Here is a 17904-nt window from a genome sequence, read left to right as displayed (position 1 = left end):
TCGATTCATGGTACTAACCCCCTAAATTTTTTATTTTGGAGTGTCCGGATTTAGGGGGTCAGTGCATCACTGCGGGGTCTTCACACTGTCGCTGTTCCCGCAGGAGTCTACGTATATTTCCTCCGCTTTATGTGGTGTCCTGACTGAAGAAAGAAAGAGCACAAAGAAATGAATTCTTATGGACCTATTCTCTCCCAAAAGGTAGAACACCTTCATTAGCGAAGGCAGAATACGGAGACTCCTGTGGGACAGCGAGAGCTGAAGATCCACTTGGTAAAGTGGGTTTCTTTACCAAGTTAGCTGAAGCCGAGCCCACGGAAAGCGGAGTATTCTGACGGAGCGAATGATAGTACACATCTTAAATTAGAATGAAAGGAAGCTACATTAAGACAAATTTTCACTAGTGAACAGTTTGGTTCTGATGCGAATTAGTTCAACCTTATCTGGAACTGAGTATGAGAACATTTCCTTCATAAATAGCAAAATATATCTTTATATCAAATAAAAATCTTGGTATCATAACATTTATGAGAATGGTTCGGTTTTGCAATAAGAGGTGGGAGTACGATGATTCGACAGTTAACAGAAGCAGATGATCCGATATGTCAAGCGCTCGTTCAGAAACGGGCGGCGGAAAATTTATTTATTATTGGCGATATTGAGGCATACGGTTACCATCAAGATTTTCAGCAAATATGGGGAGATTTTTCTAACGACGGTACATTACGAGCAGTTTTATTAAAATATGAAAAAAACTTTTTACCTTTTTCCACAGGGGACTTTGATGCAAAAGGCTTTGCGGAGATTATCAATGCTGATTCTGACTTTTCCATGTTATCTGGCTTAGAAGAGATTACAGAAAAGATAGAGCCTTACTTACGAGATGCGCTGTTATCGAAGCGGAAGTTATTTTATGCCAAGCTAACGGACGGTACTGCTTTAAACTTAGAAGGGACAAATCTAGTAAAAAAATTAAAGGTAGAGGAAATGCCGCATTTAAGGCAATTACTGCGCTCGATTCCTGAATTTGCGGATAAGCCTTTTAATTTAGATATTAAAAAAAGAAATATGGAAAACGGAGTGGCACGCTGCTATTATATCGAAAAAGACGGGGAAATGGTTTCTACGGCGTCTACCAGTGCTGAGAATACTTCTTCTGCTATGATTGTAGCGGTTGGAACGAATCAAAAATATAAGCGACAAGGCTATGCCACCCTTTGTATGGCGAAATTATGCTATGATCTGCTGCAGGAAGGAAAAGAATTATGTCTTTTTTATGAAAACCCAACCGCAGGGAACATATATAAGCGCCTAGGCTTTCAAGACATCGGATATTGGATGATGTACACGTTTTGTAAATGATACTCATGCAAAATTTTTTCAATAGTGACCGATAAACGGAAGAAAGTGACCGCCTAAATTGATAGAACGGACCGATAATTGTAAAAAATTGGCCGATAAAGTGGTGTGCGTATATATTTTTAATTCGTTATAAGAATGGTCGTAATGGAATCGATATAATAGATAGAGTTTTCATATACAAAGGCTGTAATTTAAGCCAAGTATATGTAAGTTTTTTGCTGTTTTTTATATCCCGATCAAATAATTCTATCATTTCTTCAAAAAGCGGGTGTGACTTGTCTACAATGACATTACATTCTTTGTTTAAGCAAAAGCTTCTTTGATCAAAATTTGCGGTTCCAATATCACAAACTAGATCATCTATAAAAATAACTTTGCCATGAAAAAATCCATCCGTATATAAAAATACTTTTGCACCATAAAGGTGTATTTTCTTGAGATAGGGGAGAGCGGCTGCTTTCGTAATAAGATGATCCGCTTTTTCGGGGATCATAATGGTCACTTCTACGCCTCGGTCCATCGCACATATTAGTGTATTCCAAACTTTTTTTGTTGGAATAAAGTAAGGGGAAGCGATTTTAATAGAATGCTTTGCGCTTTCGATTAATCGTATCGTTTCTCTTTGTAAAATATCTCCTTCCGTAGCAAGGATTTGAACCGAATTGAGATGATCCCCCTTTTTACTTGCTTCTGGAACAGGAGGCATTCGCTTAATACCTTTTGCTTCCATCCAGTCCATGGTAAACAAGGATTGAAAAACTTCTGTTGCGGACCCTGTCATTCGAACATGATAATCTCGCCATTTTCCTAATTTATCATCTTTGCCTAAATATTCATCCCCTAAGTTAAAACCTCCAAAGTAACAAATATCCTGATCAATAACTAATGTTTTACGGTGATTTCTCTGTAGTAAATAAAAGAAAAAAGGGGTTTTCGGCTTATTTGCTTTTACTACTGGAATTGAACCTGCCCATTTTTTCCGAAAGCCGAAACTCCCTACCCAATCAGTTAAAAGACGGACTTTGACACCTTCCTCTTGTTTTCGTTGCAACTGTTGATATATTTGTCTGCTAATTTTATCGTTTCGTATGATAAAAAATTGTATATCAATCGACGTCTGCGCTTGTTCGATATCCTTGGATATTTGGTTAAATAGGGCATCTCCTGAGCGAAAGGCTTTTATATCTTCAGACATACTTGTATATATTTTGCTTTTGTCTGCACGATGAACTAACCATCTTCCAACTTGATAGTCGATATATAACAATAGGATGATTAAGATAATAGTCCCAATAAATAAAATCATATAATGCCCCATCCTTTCTTTAAAAGGTAAGCAGTCTCGTATAAACTGCTGATAGTTTATTTGAGTTCTATTTCATATAAACTTACAATACCCTAATTACGTGATAATTATAAGGAAGAAAAGAATTTCAGCATGACTCGTGCGTTTTTTTATAGAATGCGTTAACATATAAAAAGGAATACATATCATAGATGAGGTGGATAATGTGCAAAAGTTAGTATTTTTCGTAGGAGTAGCCGGAACAGGAAAGACAACAGTTGCTGAGCGAGTGGCGGACCAGATTCCATGTGCTTTTTTAGATCGAGATACGGTAGGCGGTCGCTTTGTAGAAAGATTTTTAGAAATGAACGATCTCGATCCGAATGACCGTGATTCCGATTTTTACAAAAAACATTTGCGTGACTTAGAATATGATACAACAAAGGATATCTGTATAGAAAACCTGCGTGTAGGTCAAAATGTATTTATGATTTCGCCATTTACAGCAGAATTAAAGAATAAAGAATGGATCGACGAAGTAGTTGAAGCAAGTGGAAAAACGAAAGAAGATATCGATGTAAAAGTTGTTGTCGTTACATTAGAAGATATCGAACAACAACGTAAACGCATTGAAGAAAGAGGAACCGAAAGGGACACATGGAAGCTAGATAACTGGGATTCCTATGAGACGAGAGTGGATTTTGTCCCAACAATAAATTGGGACATTTCAGAAGATCATGTTCATATATTTGATAACTCAGGGGAATTGACTGAAGAAAAAGTGCAAGACCTAGTAAAATATATATCACAGTAACTTTTTAAAACAAATATTAAAATGTTATAATGTATAGATCTGTATCGATCAGTTCCCTTTCATAATGATGAAATTATAGTATGGTTGGTATGGATGAAGTACTATGAATTTCAAGGTCAAGGTACTTGATCGATAACAGATTTAGAGTTTGGTTGCTAGAGTTGGGGGATAACTCTAGCAACCTTTACTTACTACATCTTGGTAATTTTGTGAAATAAAATTCTTTTCTTTATCAATAATTTTATCTACTTTGCGTTTTGACCCTTCTGCCCATTCAGATCTTACATAGGCATCTACCACTTTTTTAGCAACTTCCGGACCAATTATTTGTGCTCCCATTGTCAATATTTGAGCATTATTGCTTAATTGTGCACGTTCAGCAGAATATTCATCATGTGCTAATGCGGCACGGATTCCAGGATATTTATTAGCAGCTACACATACACCGATACCTGTACCACAGATTAGTATACCACGGTCAACCTCTTCTTGGCTTACTGCCTCTGCAACTTCAAACGCAACATCTGGATAATCGACAGCATCTTCTGAATAACAGCCATAATCTTTCACTTCAATTCCTTTATCTTCTAAATATTCCTTAATGGTGGTTTTTAATGTAAACGCATTATTATCGCCGCCTAAACCGATTTTCATATTAGATCCTCCTTAAGTATATACAATTATTTCACACCCATAATGTTATTATATATTTTTGTTTTTATCAACACTTAATTTCATTTATTTTCGTTATTGTTTCGAAATAATAAAAACATTTAAGAGATTAGGATGGTTGAATAGCAGGATATAAACAGTTATAGGCAAAAGTAAGTAATGTTTGAATATATATTGTTGAATATCACTATAGTAATAGCAAAAAATACACTTTAGTTATCGCTATGTCTAAAATCGAAAGTAAAAAAAAGAAATTGACAATTAACAAAAAAGAAGGTATGCTTGTTAATAAATTCAGAAATACTAAAAATAGTTAGGAGCGAGTGACATGACCGAAATTAAAAAACCTATTGTAGCCATTACTATTGGTGATCCAGCCGGAATTGGGCCGGAAATAACAGCAGATACTGTTATGGATAAGACGGTTTATGATGAATGTAACCCATTTCTAATAGGTTCAGTAGATATAGTAAAAAGAGCGTTAAAAGTGAAAAATTGTGACTTCGAAGTTAATAAAATCGAAAAACCATCAGATGGGAAATTTGAATATGGTACGATTGATGTTTTAGAAACAAAAGATTACGACTGTGCTAGTATTGAATATGGAAAAGTGCAAAAACTAGCTGGAGAAATGTCTTATGACTATGTTCTTAAATCCATTGAATTAGGGATGAAAGGCGAAATTGATATCGTTTCAACAGCGCCGATCCATAAAGAAGCAATAAAGTTAGCAGGATGCAAGCATGAAGGACATACGGAAGTGTACGGTGCAGAGACAAATTCTGATTACGCTTTAACAATGTTTAATTGCCACAATATGAAAGTATTCTTTGTTAGCAGACATAAAGCGCTTGTAGAAGCTTGCCGTTATGCTTCAAAAGACAGAGTGTTAGATACCCTAAAACAAATCGATACAGAACTAAAAGGCATTGGTTATGAAAATCCTGAAATTGCTTTAGCGGCATTAAATCCACATGCATCTGACAATGGATTGTTCGGTACAGAGGAACAAGAACATTTAAACCCAGCTGTTGAAGCAGCTCAAGAGGAAGGCATGAATGTTGTTGGACCTGTTCCAGCTGACTCTGTCTTTCACTTAGGTTTGCAGGGTAGATATGATGCGATTCTATCCTTATACCATGATCAAGGCCATATTGCATGTAAGACATATGACTTTGAAAAGTCCATTACCATTACATGGGGCTTGCCATTTATGAGAAGTTCAGTAGATCATGGTACAGCTTTTGACATTGCTGGAAAAGGTGTAGCTGGATCGGTTAGTATGATTGAATCCACATTAGTTCCGGTTAAGTATTGGAAAATGCAACAAAAAGCTAAGGTAGGTCAAGCATAAATTGAATTTATGATTTTTAGGACAGGAGAGGTTATGCCTTTCCTGTTTCCTTTTTTACCATTATTAAACGAACAATGGGAATGAATATTTTATTCAGGAGGATATTATGAAAAAATTTGGTATTGTTGCAGATGACTTAACTGGTGCAACGACAGTTGGGGTTTTGTTAGCAAAAGCCGGTGTTCGAACAGCTGCTTTCTTTAATGAGAAAGATTTAGCTTATAGTTCAGACCAAGATGCTGTCGTGTTAAGTACGGATAGTAGAGCGTTGCCGAAAAAAGATGCTGCAGATAGAGTCAAACAAGCTGTTCAAAATTTAAAAAACAAAGGGATTACCAATTACTCCAAACGTATCGATACTACTTTGCGAGGAAATATTGGGACTGAAGTGGACTCGATGTTACAAGAATTAGGCTCTGATACGATTGCGGTAATGGTACCGTCGATGCCTCAATCCAATCGGATACTTGTCGGAGGTTATTCTATTATTGACGGCGTTCCGTTGTCTCTGACGCCAGTAGCAAATGATGTCCGAACACCAGTGGAAGAAACCCATTGCCCAACATTAATGAGGAAGCAAACCAATCGAAAAATTGGAGTTATCTCATTAAATGTTCTGTTGTCTGGAAAAGAAGCGGTTAAGAAAGCGTTGGAATTGGAAAAGGAACAAGGAGCAGAAATTATTATAGCAGATGCGGTCTCTATGGATGATGTTTCACTTTTGGCTGAGTCAGTATGCTCATTGCAATGGAATGTTTTAGCGATCGATCCAGGACCTTTTACAACAAAGTTAGCGGAACACAGTGGATGTGCAATAGATCACGATGAACAAGCAGGTGATGGTGCAGAAGGAATATTTGACGGCAAGGTGTTAGCGGTTGCAGGAAGTGCGACTCCTGTGACGAAAATGCAAATGGAAGAGCTTTTAGAAAATGATTGGGCTGAGTCTGTTGCTGTTTCTGCCGAAATGTTAATTGATAGGAGCAATTCTGCTGATCAAGAGATTCAAGTTGCGATAGGTAAAGCGTTAGAAAAGTTGAAAAGTGATAAGGTTCATGTTGTAGTACTAGAAACATCGTTAACCGGCAAAAGGATCAATCTAAAGGATCAAGAAAAAGCATTGAATTTGAAACAAGGTGAAGCCGCTGATAATATCAATGGAGGCCTTGGAGAAATTGCGAAAGGTATCTTAGCTTTAACGTCTAATGATGTGAAGGGTATTTATATGACAGGTGGAGATACCATGGTTCATACATTAAAAAGGTTAGAAGCTAGAGGTATTCAATTATTAGATTATGTGATTCCGCAAGCAGATCTCGGAACAATACTCGGCGGTGAAAATGAAGGGTTAGTAGTAGTTGGAAAAGGCGGCCTAACAGGTGAGCAAAAAACAGCTACTCAAATCGTTAAGAGAATTTTTACTGAATCAACTAGACTGGAAAAAGTGAAAATTAAATAAAAATCTTTCGAATTGATTACTAACATGCTCCCCCGATTAACGTCAAAGACTCACCTTCCGTGAAAGGTGAGTCTTTTTTGAGTTACCTCATTGCATAGTATCCAAAAACTTCGCAGTAACTTATAAATATTTTCCTCCTACTCGTTTAAAGATGAGTGCTTAATCGTCGCTGTGGAAAAACACTCGCTTTCCGTGGGGAACGCTTCAGCCTCCTCACGAGCAAAAAACGCTCGTTGCGGGGTCTTCAGACTGTTCCTTTCCCACAGGAGTCTCGCATTTTTCCGCAGCTTAGAATAGCTTTCTATTGAAGTAAGAAGGGATTCTCGAAATGTTGATTTTATAGGTGCAATTGTTTCATTCATTAGATAATTACTACCAGCGTGGACAACATACGTAGACTCCTGCGGGAACAGCGAAGACGCTGAGACCCCGCAGTGAGGAACGAGCGAGGAGGCTCAGTGCGAGGTGAGCGGAAAGCGAAGTATGTTGTCGGAGCGGATTATAGCAGTGTCAAGATGAGGAAGATATAAGCACTCCATTAATATAGTTACGTCGCAGTTTGATTCTACTGTGAAGTAATACAACAAAGAATGTGAAAAAGAGCTTTATTAAAGTGAAAAAATTATATAATCTCAGTTTTTATTAACACTTAATCATTGTTCTTTGCACTTTGTAAAAACTTGACTACTTCCATTACTGCTTCTTCTGCGTCATTACCTTCGGCGCGAACGGTTATTTCCGTCCCGTTTTTTAGTTGGAGGGTGGCTAATCCCAGAATACTTTTAGGGTTTATCTCTTGCACGTGATTTTTACTATGATTCAAAATAAAAATTTCCGCATCATATGTTTGTAATAAATAACTTAATTCAACAATCGTTTGTGATTCCGTAATATCAACAACTACCTGCTTTTTAAATTCATTCATTCCATTTCCTCCCTTTATTTGAAAACTTTTAAATATTGATAAAAATTCCTTTTTTGATAGTATACGAAAAAAATAACAAAAAATCAAAAAATAAATGAGATAACTACTTAAGCATAGTAAGCTGCTGTAAGCGTTGTTTAAATTGGACGATTCCAATGATTTTTAGGGTTACAACAATTCCCGTTGAAATAACACATATCAAATCATAAATATCTTTATATTTTTAAATTGAAAATTTATAATGAAAATCACTCCTATAACTTTGAAATAATCATTTCATAATCCTCTTTTATTGTTATACATGGTGATATCCTATAAGAAAAGGAACAAGAGTATAAAAACTGGTGATTACTGATCTATCGATAAATACATATGAAAATAAAATTGGGATAAAACGAAAATAAAAAAAAGCAATTGACAAAAACGCTTTCATCGTTTATTATCGTAAGTGAAAGTTGTTAAACGATAACACTTGTAACTTAAGTTATAAGGTTATGCATCCATGGCGTCAATACAACGGTTTTATTATTTATTGTATTAAACTGTCATGGGAAAATAAAAATAATTTAATAATAAATTAATAACTTAGTAGACAAGTTTACAATTAATTTGTATACTTGTTATACAAGTTGATAAATTATTTTTATAGGAAAATTAAAAATCGTTTACAGCTTTCCTAAAGGAAGATTTTTTAGTAAATAAATAAAGGATGGTTTGATTAGTTTGAAAAATCAAAATATTCTGATTGGGACAAATTGGAAGATGACAAAAAACTTAAAAGAAGGGAGAGAGTATGTAGAGAAATTACTGGAAGTAAAGAAAGGGTTAACTTCCAAAATAGATTTATTTATCATTCCTTCATTTCCGCATTTAATCCCAATTAAACAAGACTTAGAAGGATCCGGGGTAAAACTTGGGGCTCAAACGATGCATTGGGAAGACAGCGGAGCTTATACAGGGGAGGTATCCCCATCTATGCTTAGTGAGCTAGAACTAGATTTAATAGAGTTAGGCCACTCAGAAAGAAGACAGTATTATAATGAGAACGATATTGACGTCAATAAAAAAGCTTTAGCTGCCATTAGGCATCAGTTGCAACCGCTTATCTGTATAGGGGAAGATCATTTAGATAAAGATAATGAGGTTGGCAAAGAGAGACTAAGAGAACAATTAAAAATAGCATTAAAAGGCGTTCGAAAAGAAGATGTAAAAAATGTTATGATTGCATACGAGCCTGTTTGGGCAATAGGTGAAAATGGGGTTCCTGCTGAACCAAATTATGTAGCAGAACAACACCATAATATTCGTGCATTACTTGTAGAATTATACGAAGAATTTGGAGAAGAAATCCCTATCCTATATGGAGGCAGTGTAAACCTAAATAATTTTGAAGATTATTTAAAGAGTGACAATGTAAACGGATTATTTATAGGCAGGGCTGCATGGGATATGACATCTTTTAAAGAAATACTTTATACAATTGATAAAAATTATTAAGGGCTATTTTATTTTGGGAGGTAGTAATAATGAAAAAAATAATACAAATATCATTACTAGGATTGCTTTTCTTATTTCTAGCAGCTTGTGGGAATGAAAGCTCCGAAGCATCAGGAGATAATGGCGATGAAAGCGGCGACAATGAAGGTGAAGCTGCAAAAGAAGTTAGTATTGATTTTGGACATGGTGCTGCTGAAACGAATGTTCGTCATGAAGCTGTTGTGAAGTTTAAAGAGATCGTAGAAGAAGAGTCTGACGGAGCTATTACTGTTAATATCTTTGCGAATGAAACAATCGGAAGTGAGCCTGAAATGATTGAGAACGTTTCATTAAATAATTTAGAGATGGCTCTAGCAGGAGCAGGGATTTATACGCAATATGATCCATTAATGGGGGCAACTGGTCTTCCATACTTATTTGACAGCTATGAGCACGCTTGGAAAGTATTAGATGGTAAAGTTGGCGATATGGTATCTGAACCATTATTAGAAGACAACATTCGTATTTTAAGTTTCTTTGAGAATGGTATGCGTCATATCACTAACAGCAGTCATCCAATTGAAACGCCAGAAGATTTAAACGGTTTAACGATTAGAACACCTGAGTCTGATGTTTCACTTGATACATTGAATGCATTAGGGGCAAGCGCTACGCCAATGGCTTTTGGTGAGCTTTATCTTGCGCTTCAGCAAGGGACTGTAGATGGTCAAGAGAACCCAATTGCTAATATCCATGCAAGTAAATTTAATGAAGTTCAAGATTATATTTCTATCACAGGTCATCAATATTCGGCGCTTCCGTTAGCGATTAGCGATGATTTTTGGACATCTCTTTCAGAAGAACAACAAACCATTATTCAAGATGCAGCAAATGAAGCAGGTCAATTCCATAGAGAATCTATCCGTGATAATGACGACAAGCTATTGCAAGAGTTAGTAGATGCGGGTATGGAAGTAAATGAACCTAATAAAGAATCATTTAGAGAAGCTGTATCTGATGTTGTAGACAATTACGCAGAAGTGACAAGTCAAGAATTTATGGATGAATTCTTAGCGGAAATTGAATCTGCGCGATAATACAGAATATCTAAAGCAAATAGGTTCTCATAGATTTCTTCTATGAGAACTATTGCTAATTTTTAAACGAAGGTAAGGGACTGCAAATGAAGAAAGTAATACAATTTTTAGATCGTTACATCGAAGAATATTTATTGATTATCATGACTACGTTGTTGGTTATTACTTTGTTTATGCAAGTTGTTATGAGGAATCTATTAGATTTTACTTTTCCATGGACAGAAGAATTAGCAAGGTACCTATTTATATGGAGTGTTTTTATAGGGGTTAGTTATGCTGTTAAGAAAAATAAACATATTAAAATAGACTCCTTATCTTTACTTTTTAGAAAAAATGGTAAATTTATTATAGGTACCATATCTAATTTGTTTTTCCTAGCTTTTTCAGTATTGGTTGTTTACTATGGTGTAAATACGGTATTTGATATAACAAGGTTGACACCTGGTTTAAAAATATCATATGGGTGGGTTTATGCATCCACTTTAGTAGGATTTATTTTAACCGCTATTAGACTCCTGCAAAATCAATGGGTTATTATCATGAAATGGAGAAATAACGAGGAGGTGGATGTATGATTTCGCTTATTTTATTTGGAACTTTAGCGATATTACTAATATTAACGGTACCAGTAGGGATTGCGCTTGGCATTGCATCTGTCATATCCATATTTTTTATTTCAGCAATTCCTACTGAAGGGTTGATTCGAGATTTAGTAACATCATTAGATACATTCCCCCTCCTCGCCGTTCCATTGTTTATACTAGCTGGTGAATTAATGAGTGGCGGCGGTATTTCGGAGCGATTAATGAATTTTGGGAAAGTAATAGTTGGAAATATAACAGGTGGTTTAGCAATCGTAGCGGTTTTAACCTCTATGTTCTTTGCCGCTATCTCAGGGTCTGGTCCAGCTACAGTGGCTGCAGTTGGTGGTATGATGATACCCGCCATGATAAAGGAAGGGTATGATAAAAAATTTGCGACTTCCGTTATTGTATCTGCAGGTTCATTAGGGATCATTATTCCTCCAAGTATCCCGATGATTATGTATGGTGTTTCCTCACAAACATCTGTTGGGAATATGTTTTTAGGAGGTATTTTGCCAGGGATTTTAATTGGTGCCGTTATGATTTTGTGGTGCTATATCTATTGTAAGAAGAAAGGTTATGGTGCAGGAGCACAAAAGTTCACTTTCAAGGCCTTTTTTACACAGTTAAATAATGCAAAATGGGCTTTGCTGACACCAATTATTATTCTAGGAGGTATATATAGCGGGAAGTTCACACCAACTGAGGCTGCGGTTATATCAGTGGTTTACGCAGTGGTTATCAGTTTGTTTGTGTACAAAGAATTAAGTGTAAAAGACTTGCCAAGAGTGATTACGAAAGCATCTCTAACTAGTGCATCCGTATTAATTATTATTTCTGCTGCCACAGCATTTGGTAAAATATTAACTTTAGAACAAATTCCAACCCAGGTGGCAAATGCATTAACAACCGTATCTGAGAATAAATTGGTTATCCTTTTATTAATTACCATCATGCTGTTAATTGTTGGGATGTTTATGGATACAACAGCTGCTGTTGTTATCTTAACACCAATACTTTTCCCTGTCGCCATGCAACTTCAAATAGATCCAGTCCACTTTGGGGTAATGATGATTGCTAATTTAGCTATTGGCTTTATAACACCGCCACTGGGAGTTAATCTATTTGTTGGATCCGGAATATCAGGTGTTGGTATACCTACTTTAGCAAGAGCAGTTACTCCTTTTTTAATATCTATGTTATTAACCTTAATTGTTATTATTTTAGTACCATTGCTGTCCGTTATCTTAATATAAAGAAAAACAATAGGAGTTGTCTCAAAAGTCACTTTCCACAAAGAGCTGATTTTGAGACGGCTCCTTTTGTGTTTATGATTTTTCTCAAGGGAAAGATTGCAGGTTACGTATATCAGGGCAAATTAAAAAGTGATTGAAGATAAGAAAACCTTCAATCACTTTTTTATTTTGCTATATGATAGGAAATGTTGTTCTTTGAAAAAACATCTTTTAAATCATCATCTATATCATCATCTGATATAAATACATCAATATCGTTAATCGAGGCGAAAGATGCAATAGAGCTGTCTCCGATCTTGGAATGGTCAATGATTGCAACCACTTTCTCCACTTTGCTAACAAGAGACTTTTTAAGCTCCACTTCATACACGCTAAAGTCAGTCAAGCCTTCGTCTATCGTAAAGCCTCTTGCAGAAGTAAACATAATATCTACATTAATTTGATTTAAAACATGAATACCAAACGGCCCCTCTAAAGCCATAGATCCATTTCTAAGCATTCCACCTAATAAAATGACAGTGATAGATGGGTTATCCCTCAATTCCACTGCAGCGGTAATACCATTAGTAAGCACTGTTAATTGAATGTTTTTTTCTTTCAATAACCTAGCTACCTCTAGGGCAGTCGTACTTGCGTCTAATAAGATACAATCTTTATCATTGATTAATTCAATCGCTTTCTTTGCGATAGTCCCTTTACTTTCTTTATTTCTTTTGGCCCTCTCTGAAAAGGTATTCTCAGAATGAATAGGTGTATCTAAAACAGCACCGCCGTGGGTCCTCGTTAATAGTCCCTTCTTTTCCATATTCGTTAGATCTGTACGTAATGTTGCTTCAGAAACATTTAACATTTTTGATAAGTCTTTTACAGTAATTCGTTTTTTATCATTTAATATCTCAAGTATGACATTTCTTCTCTCAGTGGCAAACATCTTTTTCAAAAAAATCACCCTCATCCAAATTATGATCCGCTGTCATTACTTAATATACATTATTGTACCATATATTGAAAACAAACGAAAATAAATTTATTTAATTTTCTAATAAGATATAAAAATATCAAATAAAATGAAAGATTCAGGAAAACAAACGGAAAACATAACTATTAGCACAGCAGTGATAGTTTGGTTGGTGCTATAATTTTTATCATTTTTTTAGTGAAATAACAAAAATTAAAAATAAACGAAAATAAATATTGAAATATAATAATAAATATAATAAAATAAAAAATAAGAAAAATAATAACGAAAGGAGATGAGAAAATGAAAATTGCAATCGGTAGTGATCATAACGGCTTTGAACTGAAAGAAGAAATCAAAAAATATGCAGAAAGCGAAAATTATGAATTTGTTGGCTAAGTCCTCTAATTAATTCACTGTAATTAAAATACAGTTGAAGGGAGTAAATTCCATGAAAGATTTAACTTTTGATTTTTTAAAAGTAACCGAGCAGGCTGCGATAGCTTCGTATCCATGGGTTGGAAGCGGAGACAAAATTAAAGCAGACGGAGCGGCTACCAATGCGATGCGTAATAGCTTAAATAATATTCATTTTAATGGACGTATTGTGATAGGAGAAGGGGAATTAGATCATGCTCCAATGCTTTACATTGGGGAAGAAGTAGGTAATGGTTCAGGGCATAAGGTTGACATTGCGGTAGATCCAATAGAAGGAACCAATTCAACAGTCAATGGGCAAGACAATGCATTTGCTGTGATTGCAGCAGCGCCTCGTGGTGCTTTATTACACGCACCTGACATGTATATGGAAAAAATTGTAACAGGGCCAAAGGCAACAGGGAAAATCGATATTGAAGCATCATTAGCTGAAAATGTCTATGCTGTGGCCGAGGCTAATGGGAAAGACATAAAAGACATGAAAATCTTAATTCAAAACCGTGAAAGGCATCATGAATCGATTGCGGAAATTCGAAAACTCGGTGCAAAAGTACACCTGTTTAATGAAGGCGATATTACGTATGCTTTAGCAACTTGTATGAAAGATCAAGATATAGATTTATTCTTTGGCATTGGAGGAGCTCCAGAAGGTGTCGTGGCAGCGGTAGCAGCAAAATGTCTCGGAGGAGACATGCAAGCAAAGTTGTTACCTCAAAATGATGATGAATGGAAAAGATGCTTGGAAATGGGATTGGAAAATCCAAAGAGGGCGTTAAGACATCAAGATTTAGTAAACTCGGACCAATGTGTGTTTTCTGCTACAGGTATTACCGAAAATATTTTGTTAAAAGGGATTAAATTAGATGAAGAATCTCATTATGTGACACATTCTCTCGTGTTAGACGGAGAAAGCAGTCAATTGCGCTATGTGACAAGTAAACACCCTAATAACCAAGTGGCGTCCGCCTAGAGCAACCCCGAACGGTGAAAAAACCGCACTGATGGGAGTCTCTCTTTATCACGGTGAACAATCGTCCGTAAGCCCCCACCTCAAGACTTATAATAATGAAAGAAGGATAAGTGGGGGACAACGGACGCTAGCACCCTGATAAGTATCGCTAACCATCAGTGGGGATAACCCCCCCACTGATGGGAGTCTCTCTTTATAAAACCAAGGAGGTATAAAATATGAAATTTTTCTTAGATACAGCAAATATTGATGAAATTAAAAGAGTGAAGGAATTGGGCCTTGTAGATGGTATTACAACAAATCCATCTATTATTGCAAAAGAAGGGAGAGATTTTAAAGCAGTCATTAAAGAGATTTGCAGTCTTGTTGAAGGCCCGGTCAGTGCAGAAGTGGTAGGAATGGAAACAGATGAGATGTTAGAAGAAGCAAGAGAAATTGCAACATGGGCTTCTAATGTAGTTGTCAAGATTCCAATGACAGAGGCAGGTCTGCGTGCTGTGAACATTTTATCCAATGAAGGGATTAAAACAAATGTCACTTTAGTATTTACCGCTGCTCAAGGATTGATGGCAGCAAAAGCTGGAGCGACTTACATCAGTCCATTTGTTGGAAGAGTTGATGATATTGGAACAGAAGGTATGGCGTTAGTGAAAGATTTAAAACGTATTTTAAGTGAATATCAATATAAAACGGAAATTATTACAGCAAGCGTTCGTAATATTACACATTTACAGGATGCAGCTGTTGCAGGTGCGGATATTGCAACGATTCCTGGTTCTTTATTCCCTAAACTATGGAGCCACCCTTTAACAGATATCGGTATTGAAAAATTCTTAGCGGATTGGGAAAAAGTTCCGAAATAAGAAAGGATGACACCTATGAATAGTATTCTTATGAAAACCGAAATCAATACGTTAGCTATTAATACGATCAGAATGTTGTCTATTGATATGATTGAAAAAGCAAATTCGGGACATCCAGGACTACCTATGGGTGCTGCCCCAATGGCGCACACTTTGTGGTCCGAAAATATGAACCACAACCCTGCTAATCCTGATTGGTTTAATAGAGATCGATTTATTTTATCTGCTGGTCATGGCTCTGCCTTATTATACAGTCTCTTACACTTAACAGGTTACAATCTTTCATTAGAAGAGCTGAAAAATTTCAGACAATGGGGAAGCCAAACACCTGGACATCCTGAATATGGTCACACACCTGGTGTGGAAGCAACGACTGGTCCGCTAGGGCAAGGTATTGCGATGGCGACAGGAATGGCAATGGCAGAACGATTCCTAGCAGCTAAATATAATCGACAAAGCTTTCCAATTATAGATCACTTTACGTACAGTATTTGTGGTGATGGTGATTTAATGGAAGGGGTGTCTCAGGAATCTGCTTCGTTGGCAGGTCACTTAAAGCTAGGAAAATTAATAGTTTTTTATGATTCCAATGATATTTCACTCGATGGCGATCTAGATAAGTCTTTTTCTGAAAATGTGACGGATCGATATAAAGCAAATGGTTGGCAAGTCCTAAGGGTAGAAGATGGGAATGACACAGAAGCAATTCAAGAAGCTATTAATTTAGCTAAGCAAAACCGACAAAAACCAACCCTAATAGAAGTGAAAACAACTATAGGATTTGGCTCGCCTAATAAAGCTGGGACTTCGGCCGTTCATGGAGCCCCATTAGGAGAAGAAGAAATTAAACTGGTAAAAGAAAATTATAAATGGGATTATAACGAACCGTTTCTAGTTCCAGAGGAAGTAAAAGAATTTTATCAGGAAATCAAGCAAAGAGGTCAAGATAAAGAAGAGAAATGGTTGAATATGCTTGAAAAATATAGGGAGGCTTATCCAAGTTTAGCAGAAGAGTTACAAGATGCCATGGATGGAAAGTTGCCAAACAATTGGATGGAAGATATACCGTCCTTCCATGAGACAGAAGAGGTATCTACGAGAGAGGCTTCTGGAAGGGTACTCAATGGTATCGCTAAAAAAGTTTCTTTTTTTATAGGAGGATCAGCGGATTTATCTGGTTCGAATAAAACCAAAATAGAAGATGAACGAGATTTTTCTCCTAGCAACTATGATGGCCGTAATATTTGGTTTGGTGTGCGGGAATTTGCTATGGGTGCTGCACTGAATGGGATGACATTACATGGAGGTGTAAAGGTCTTCGGAGGGACGTTCTTTGTTTTCTCGGATTACTTGCGATCTGCTATTCGAACACCTGCGCTAATGCAAGTGCCTACGACATATGTACTGACTCATGATAGCATTGCTGTTGGTGAAGATGGCCCAACACATGAACCAGTTGAACATTTAGCTTCTTTTAGAGCAATGCCAAACCTTTCCGTGCTAAGGCCAGCTGATGGTAATGAAGTGGCGGCAGCTTGGCGGTTAGCGTTGGAAAGTGAAACGACTCCTCATGCCTTGGTTCTGACAAGACAAGGATTACCAACAGTTACATCTTCAGCTGACCAAGCCTATCAAGGGGTGAAAAAAGGAGCATATGTCCTTTCAGAAGCACGTGAACAACCAGAGGGCATATTAATAGCAACAGGGTCAGAAGTACATCTAGCTCTAGAAGCGCAAAAGAAATTAGAAGACGAAGGTATTTATGTATCGGTTGTCAGCATGCCTTCTTGGGACTTATTTGATAAGCAATCAAAGGATTATCAAAATAAGGTATTACCAAAAGGTACGAAGAAGCGCCTTGCGATAGAAATGGGTGCATCACTCGGTTGGCATAAGTATGTAGGAAGCGAAGGAGACTTATTAACGATAGATGAATTCGGTGCATCTGGCAACGGAAAATTATTAACGGAGAAATACGGATTTACTGTAGAAAATATTGTGGAAAAATATAAAAATTTATAAGGCTTATTCATTTTATGGGCTGTCATATAGATTCAGTTACAAAGAAGTAAGCTGACTTTTATGACAGCCCTTTCTATAAGCCATCCTCTTAAAAAGGTTGTTGCCCCTTGACAATTGACGTAATACTTAAACGTGACTTTCAACCATTCTTCTTAGAATTAGTGGCTACTGTAGGATAAGCACTTAAATACCACTCCGGAAATATACTTCGCTTTCCGCGGGAGTCTGCGTATATTTCCTCCGTTTATAAGTGGTAAGATTGGATATTTCTTAATCAATACGAGCACTAAAATAAGCTGCGGAAAATGCGAGACTCCTGGGGGAAGAGCAGGAAGCCACTGAAAAAGTCCTCCATTTTTTAGGAGGACT

At 36.5% G+C, this 17904-nt stretch carries 16 protein-coding genes; 12 read left to right on the top strand and 4 right to left on the bottom strand.

Annotation, left to right across the window (positions count from 1 at the left end; all coding sequences use genetic code 11):
- Positions 1 to 567 precede the first annotated feature (567 nt).
- Entirely contained in the window at positions 568 to 1362 is a 795-nt protein-coding gene (locus GHD00_RS19910) for a GNAT family N-acetyltransferase (protein WP_163539941.1), read from the top strand.
- Positions 1363 to 1489: 127 nt separating this feature from the next.
- Here the strand turns inward: GHD00_RS19910 and GHD00_RS19905 are convergent, their stop codons facing one another.
- Positions 1490 to 2668 (bottom strand): phospholipase D-like domain-containing protein, encoded by a 1179-nt coding sequence (locus GHD00_RS19905; protein ID WP_163539940.1) that lies wholly within the window; start codon positions 2666 to 2668, stop codon positions 1490 to 1492.
- A gap of 205 nt (positions 2669 to 2873) precedes the next feature.
- On the opposite strand from GHD00_RS19905, the gene GHD00_RS19900 reads away from it, so the two are divergent.
- The gene (locus GHD00_RS19900; RefSeq protein WP_163539939.1) at positions 2874 to 3461 is read left to right on the top strand and encodes a P-loop nucleotide/nucleoside kinase family protein; all 588 of its coding nucleotides are present in this window, start codon (positions 2874 to 2876) and stop codon (positions 3459 to 3461) included.
- Between the two features lie 174 nt (positions 3462 to 3635).
- On the opposite strand, the gene rpiB is transcribed toward GHD00_RS19900, so the two are convergent.
- A complete protein-coding gene (gene rpiB / locus GHD00_RS19895; protein ID WP_163539938.1) occupies positions 3636 to 4115 on the bottom strand; it encodes a ribose 5-phosphate isomerase B in 480 nt (159 codons plus the stop codon).
- Between the two features lie 346 nt (positions 4116 to 4461).
- Between rpiB and pdxA the strand changes: the two genes are divergently transcribed.
- Positions 4462 to 5487 (top strand): 4-hydroxythreonine-4-phosphate dehydrogenase PdxA, encoded by a 1026-nt coding sequence (pdxA, locus tag GHD00_RS19890; protein ID WP_163539937.1) that lies wholly within the window; start codon positions 4462 to 4464, stop codon positions 5485 to 5487.
- Between the two features lie 106 nt (positions 5488 to 5593).
- The gene (locus GHD00_RS19885; RefSeq protein ID WP_163539936.1) at positions 5594 to 6946 is read left to right on the top strand and encodes a four-carbon acid sugar kinase family protein; all 1353 of its coding nucleotides are present in this window, start codon (positions 5594 to 5596) and stop codon (positions 6944 to 6946) included.
- Between the two features lie 649 nt (positions 6947 to 7595).
- On the opposite strand, the gene GHD00_RS19880 is transcribed toward GHD00_RS19885, so the two are convergent.
- Positions 7596 to 7871, bottom strand: a complete 276-nt coding sequence (locus GHD00_RS19880) for an HPr family phosphocarrier protein (RefSeq protein WP_163539935.1) — start codon at positions 7869 to 7871, stop codon at positions 7596 to 7598.
- A gap of 723 nt (positions 7872 to 8594) precedes the next feature.
- Here GHD00_RS19880 and GHD00_RS19875 point away from each other — a divergent pair.
- From GHD00_RS19875 to GHD00_RS19860, 4 genes are all read left to right on the top strand, one after another.
- Positions 8595 to 9368 (top strand): triose-phosphate isomerase, encoded by a 774-nt coding sequence (locus GHD00_RS19875; RefSeq protein ID WP_163539934.1) that lies wholly within the window; start codon positions 8595 to 8597, stop codon positions 9366 to 9368.
- Positions 9369 to 9397: 29 nt separating this feature from the next.
- On the top strand, positions 9398 to 10444 hold the full coding sequence (locus tag GHD00_RS19870; RefSeq protein ID WP_163539933.1) for a TRAP transporter substrate-binding protein: 1047 nt from the start codon (positions 9398 to 9400) through the stop codon (positions 10442 to 10444).
- Between the two features lie 86 nt (positions 10445 to 10530).
- Positions 10531 to 11019: a TRAP transporter small permease gene (locus tag GHD00_RS19865; RefSeq protein WP_163539932.1), complete on the top strand. Its 489-nt coding sequence runs from the start codon at positions 10531 to 10533 to the stop codon at positions 11017 to 11019.
- Positions 11016 to 12284, top strand: a complete 1269-nt coding sequence (locus GHD00_RS19860) for a TRAP transporter large permease (protein ID WP_163539931.1) — start codon at positions 11016 to 11018, stop codon at positions 12282 to 12284. Before GHD00_RS19865 ends, GHD00_RS19860 begins: the two co-directional genes overlap by 4 nt.
- 163 nt (positions 12285 to 12447) lie before the next feature.
- Here GHD00_RS19860 and GHD00_RS19855 read toward each other — a convergent pair whose 3' ends face one another.
- Entirely contained in the window at positions 12448 to 13215 is a 768-nt protein-coding gene (locus tag GHD00_RS19855) for a DeoR/GlpR family DNA-binding transcription regulator (RefSeq protein WP_163539943.1), read from the bottom strand.
- A gap of 330 nt (positions 13216 to 13545) precedes the next feature.
- Here GHD00_RS19855 and GHD00_RS19850 point away from each other — a divergent pair, with 330 nt between their 5' ends.
- The 4 genes from GHD00_RS19850 to tkt all read left to right on the top strand — a co-directional run bounded on the left by GHD00_RS19850 (position 13546) and on the right by tkt (position 17535).
- Positions 13546 to 13641, top strand: coding sequence for an RpiB/LacA/LacB family sugar-phosphate isomerase (locus GHD00_RS19850; protein WP_205600801.1), 96 nt, complete (start codon positions 13546 to 13548; stop codon positions 13639 to 13641).
- A 52-nt stretch (positions 13642 to 13693) separates the two neighbouring features.
- A complete protein-coding gene (gene glpX, locus GHD00_RS19845; RefSeq protein ID WP_163539930.1) occupies positions 13694 to 14650 on the top strand; it encodes a class II fructose-bisphosphatase in 957 nt (318 codons plus the stop codon).
- Between the two features lie 218 nt (positions 14651 to 14868).
- Complete coding sequence (gene fsa, locus GHD00_RS19840) at positions 14869 to 15513, top strand: fructose-6-phosphate aldolase (RefSeq protein ID WP_163539929.1); 645 nt, start codon at positions 14869 to 14871, stop codon at positions 15511 to 15513.
- Positions 15514 to 15543: 30 nt separating this feature from the next.
- Positions 15544 to 17535, top strand: coding sequence for a transketolase (gene tkt, locus GHD00_RS19835; RefSeq protein ID WP_163539942.1), 1992 nt, complete (start codon positions 15544 to 15546; stop codon positions 17533 to 17535).
- The last annotated feature ends 369 nt before the right edge of the window (positions 17536 to 17904 follow it).

Origin of the sequence: Gracilibacillus sp. YIM 98692 (assembly GCF_010993965.1) — a bacterium.
In the GTDB taxonomy this organism is placed as follows: domain Bacteria; phylum Bacillota; class Bacilli; order Bacillales; family Amphibacillaceae; genus Gracilibacillus.
Note: the sequence above shows the minus strand (reverse complement) of the source record. Positions and strands in the feature narration are given on the sequence as shown.

Coding starts and splice junctions, on each gene's coding strand:
- rpiB (WP_163539938.1), bottom strand. CDS start 4,115: ATGAAAATCGGTTTAGGCGGCGATAATAATGCGTTTACATTAAAAACC.
- GHD00_RS19850 (WP_205600801.1), top strand. CDS start 13,546: ATGAAAATTGCAATCGGTAGTGATCATAACGGCTTTGAACTGAAAGAA.
- GHD00_RS19860 (WP_163539931.1), top strand. CDS start 11,016: ATGATTTCGCTTATTTTATTTGGAACTTTAGCGATATTACTAATATTA.
- GHD00_RS19855 (WP_163539943.1), bottom strand. CDS start 13,215: ATGTTTGCCACTGAGAGAAGAAATGTCATACTTGAGATATTAAATGAT.
- tkt (WP_163539942.1), top strand. CDS start 15,544: ATGAAAACCGAAATCAATACGTTAGCTATTAATACGATCAGAATGTTG.
- fsa (WP_163539929.1), top strand. CDS start 14,869: ATGAAATTTTTCTTAGATACAGCAAATATTGATGAAATTAAAAGAGTG.
- GHD00_RS19910 (WP_163539941.1), top strand. CDS start 568: ATGATTCGACAGTTAACAGAAGCAGATGATCCGATATGTCAAGCGCTC.
- GHD00_RS19905 (WP_163539940.1), bottom strand. CDS start 2,668: ATGATTTTATTTATTGGGACTATTATCTTAATCATCCTATTGTTATAT.
- GHD00_RS19870 (WP_163539933.1), top strand. CDS start 9,398: ATGAAAAAAATAATACAAATATCATTACTAGGATTGCTTTTCTTATTT.
- GHD00_RS19880 (WP_163539935.1), bottom strand. CDS start 7,871: ATGAATGAATTTAAAAAGCAGGTAGTTGTTGATATTACGGAATCACAA.
- GHD00_RS19865 (WP_163539932.1), top strand. CDS start 10,531: ATGAAGAAAGTAATACAATTTTTAGATCGTTACATCGAAGAATATTTA.
- pdxA (WP_163539937.1), top strand. CDS start 4,462: ATGACCGAAATTAAAAAACCTATTGTAGCCATTACTATTGGTGATCCA.
- GHD00_RS19885 (WP_163539936.1), top strand. CDS start 5,594: ATGAAAAAATTTGGTATTGTTGCAGATGACTTAACTGGTGCAACGACA.
- glpX (WP_163539930.1), top strand. CDS start 13,694: ATGAAAGATTTAACTTTTGATTTTTTAAAAGTAACCGAGCAGGCTGCG.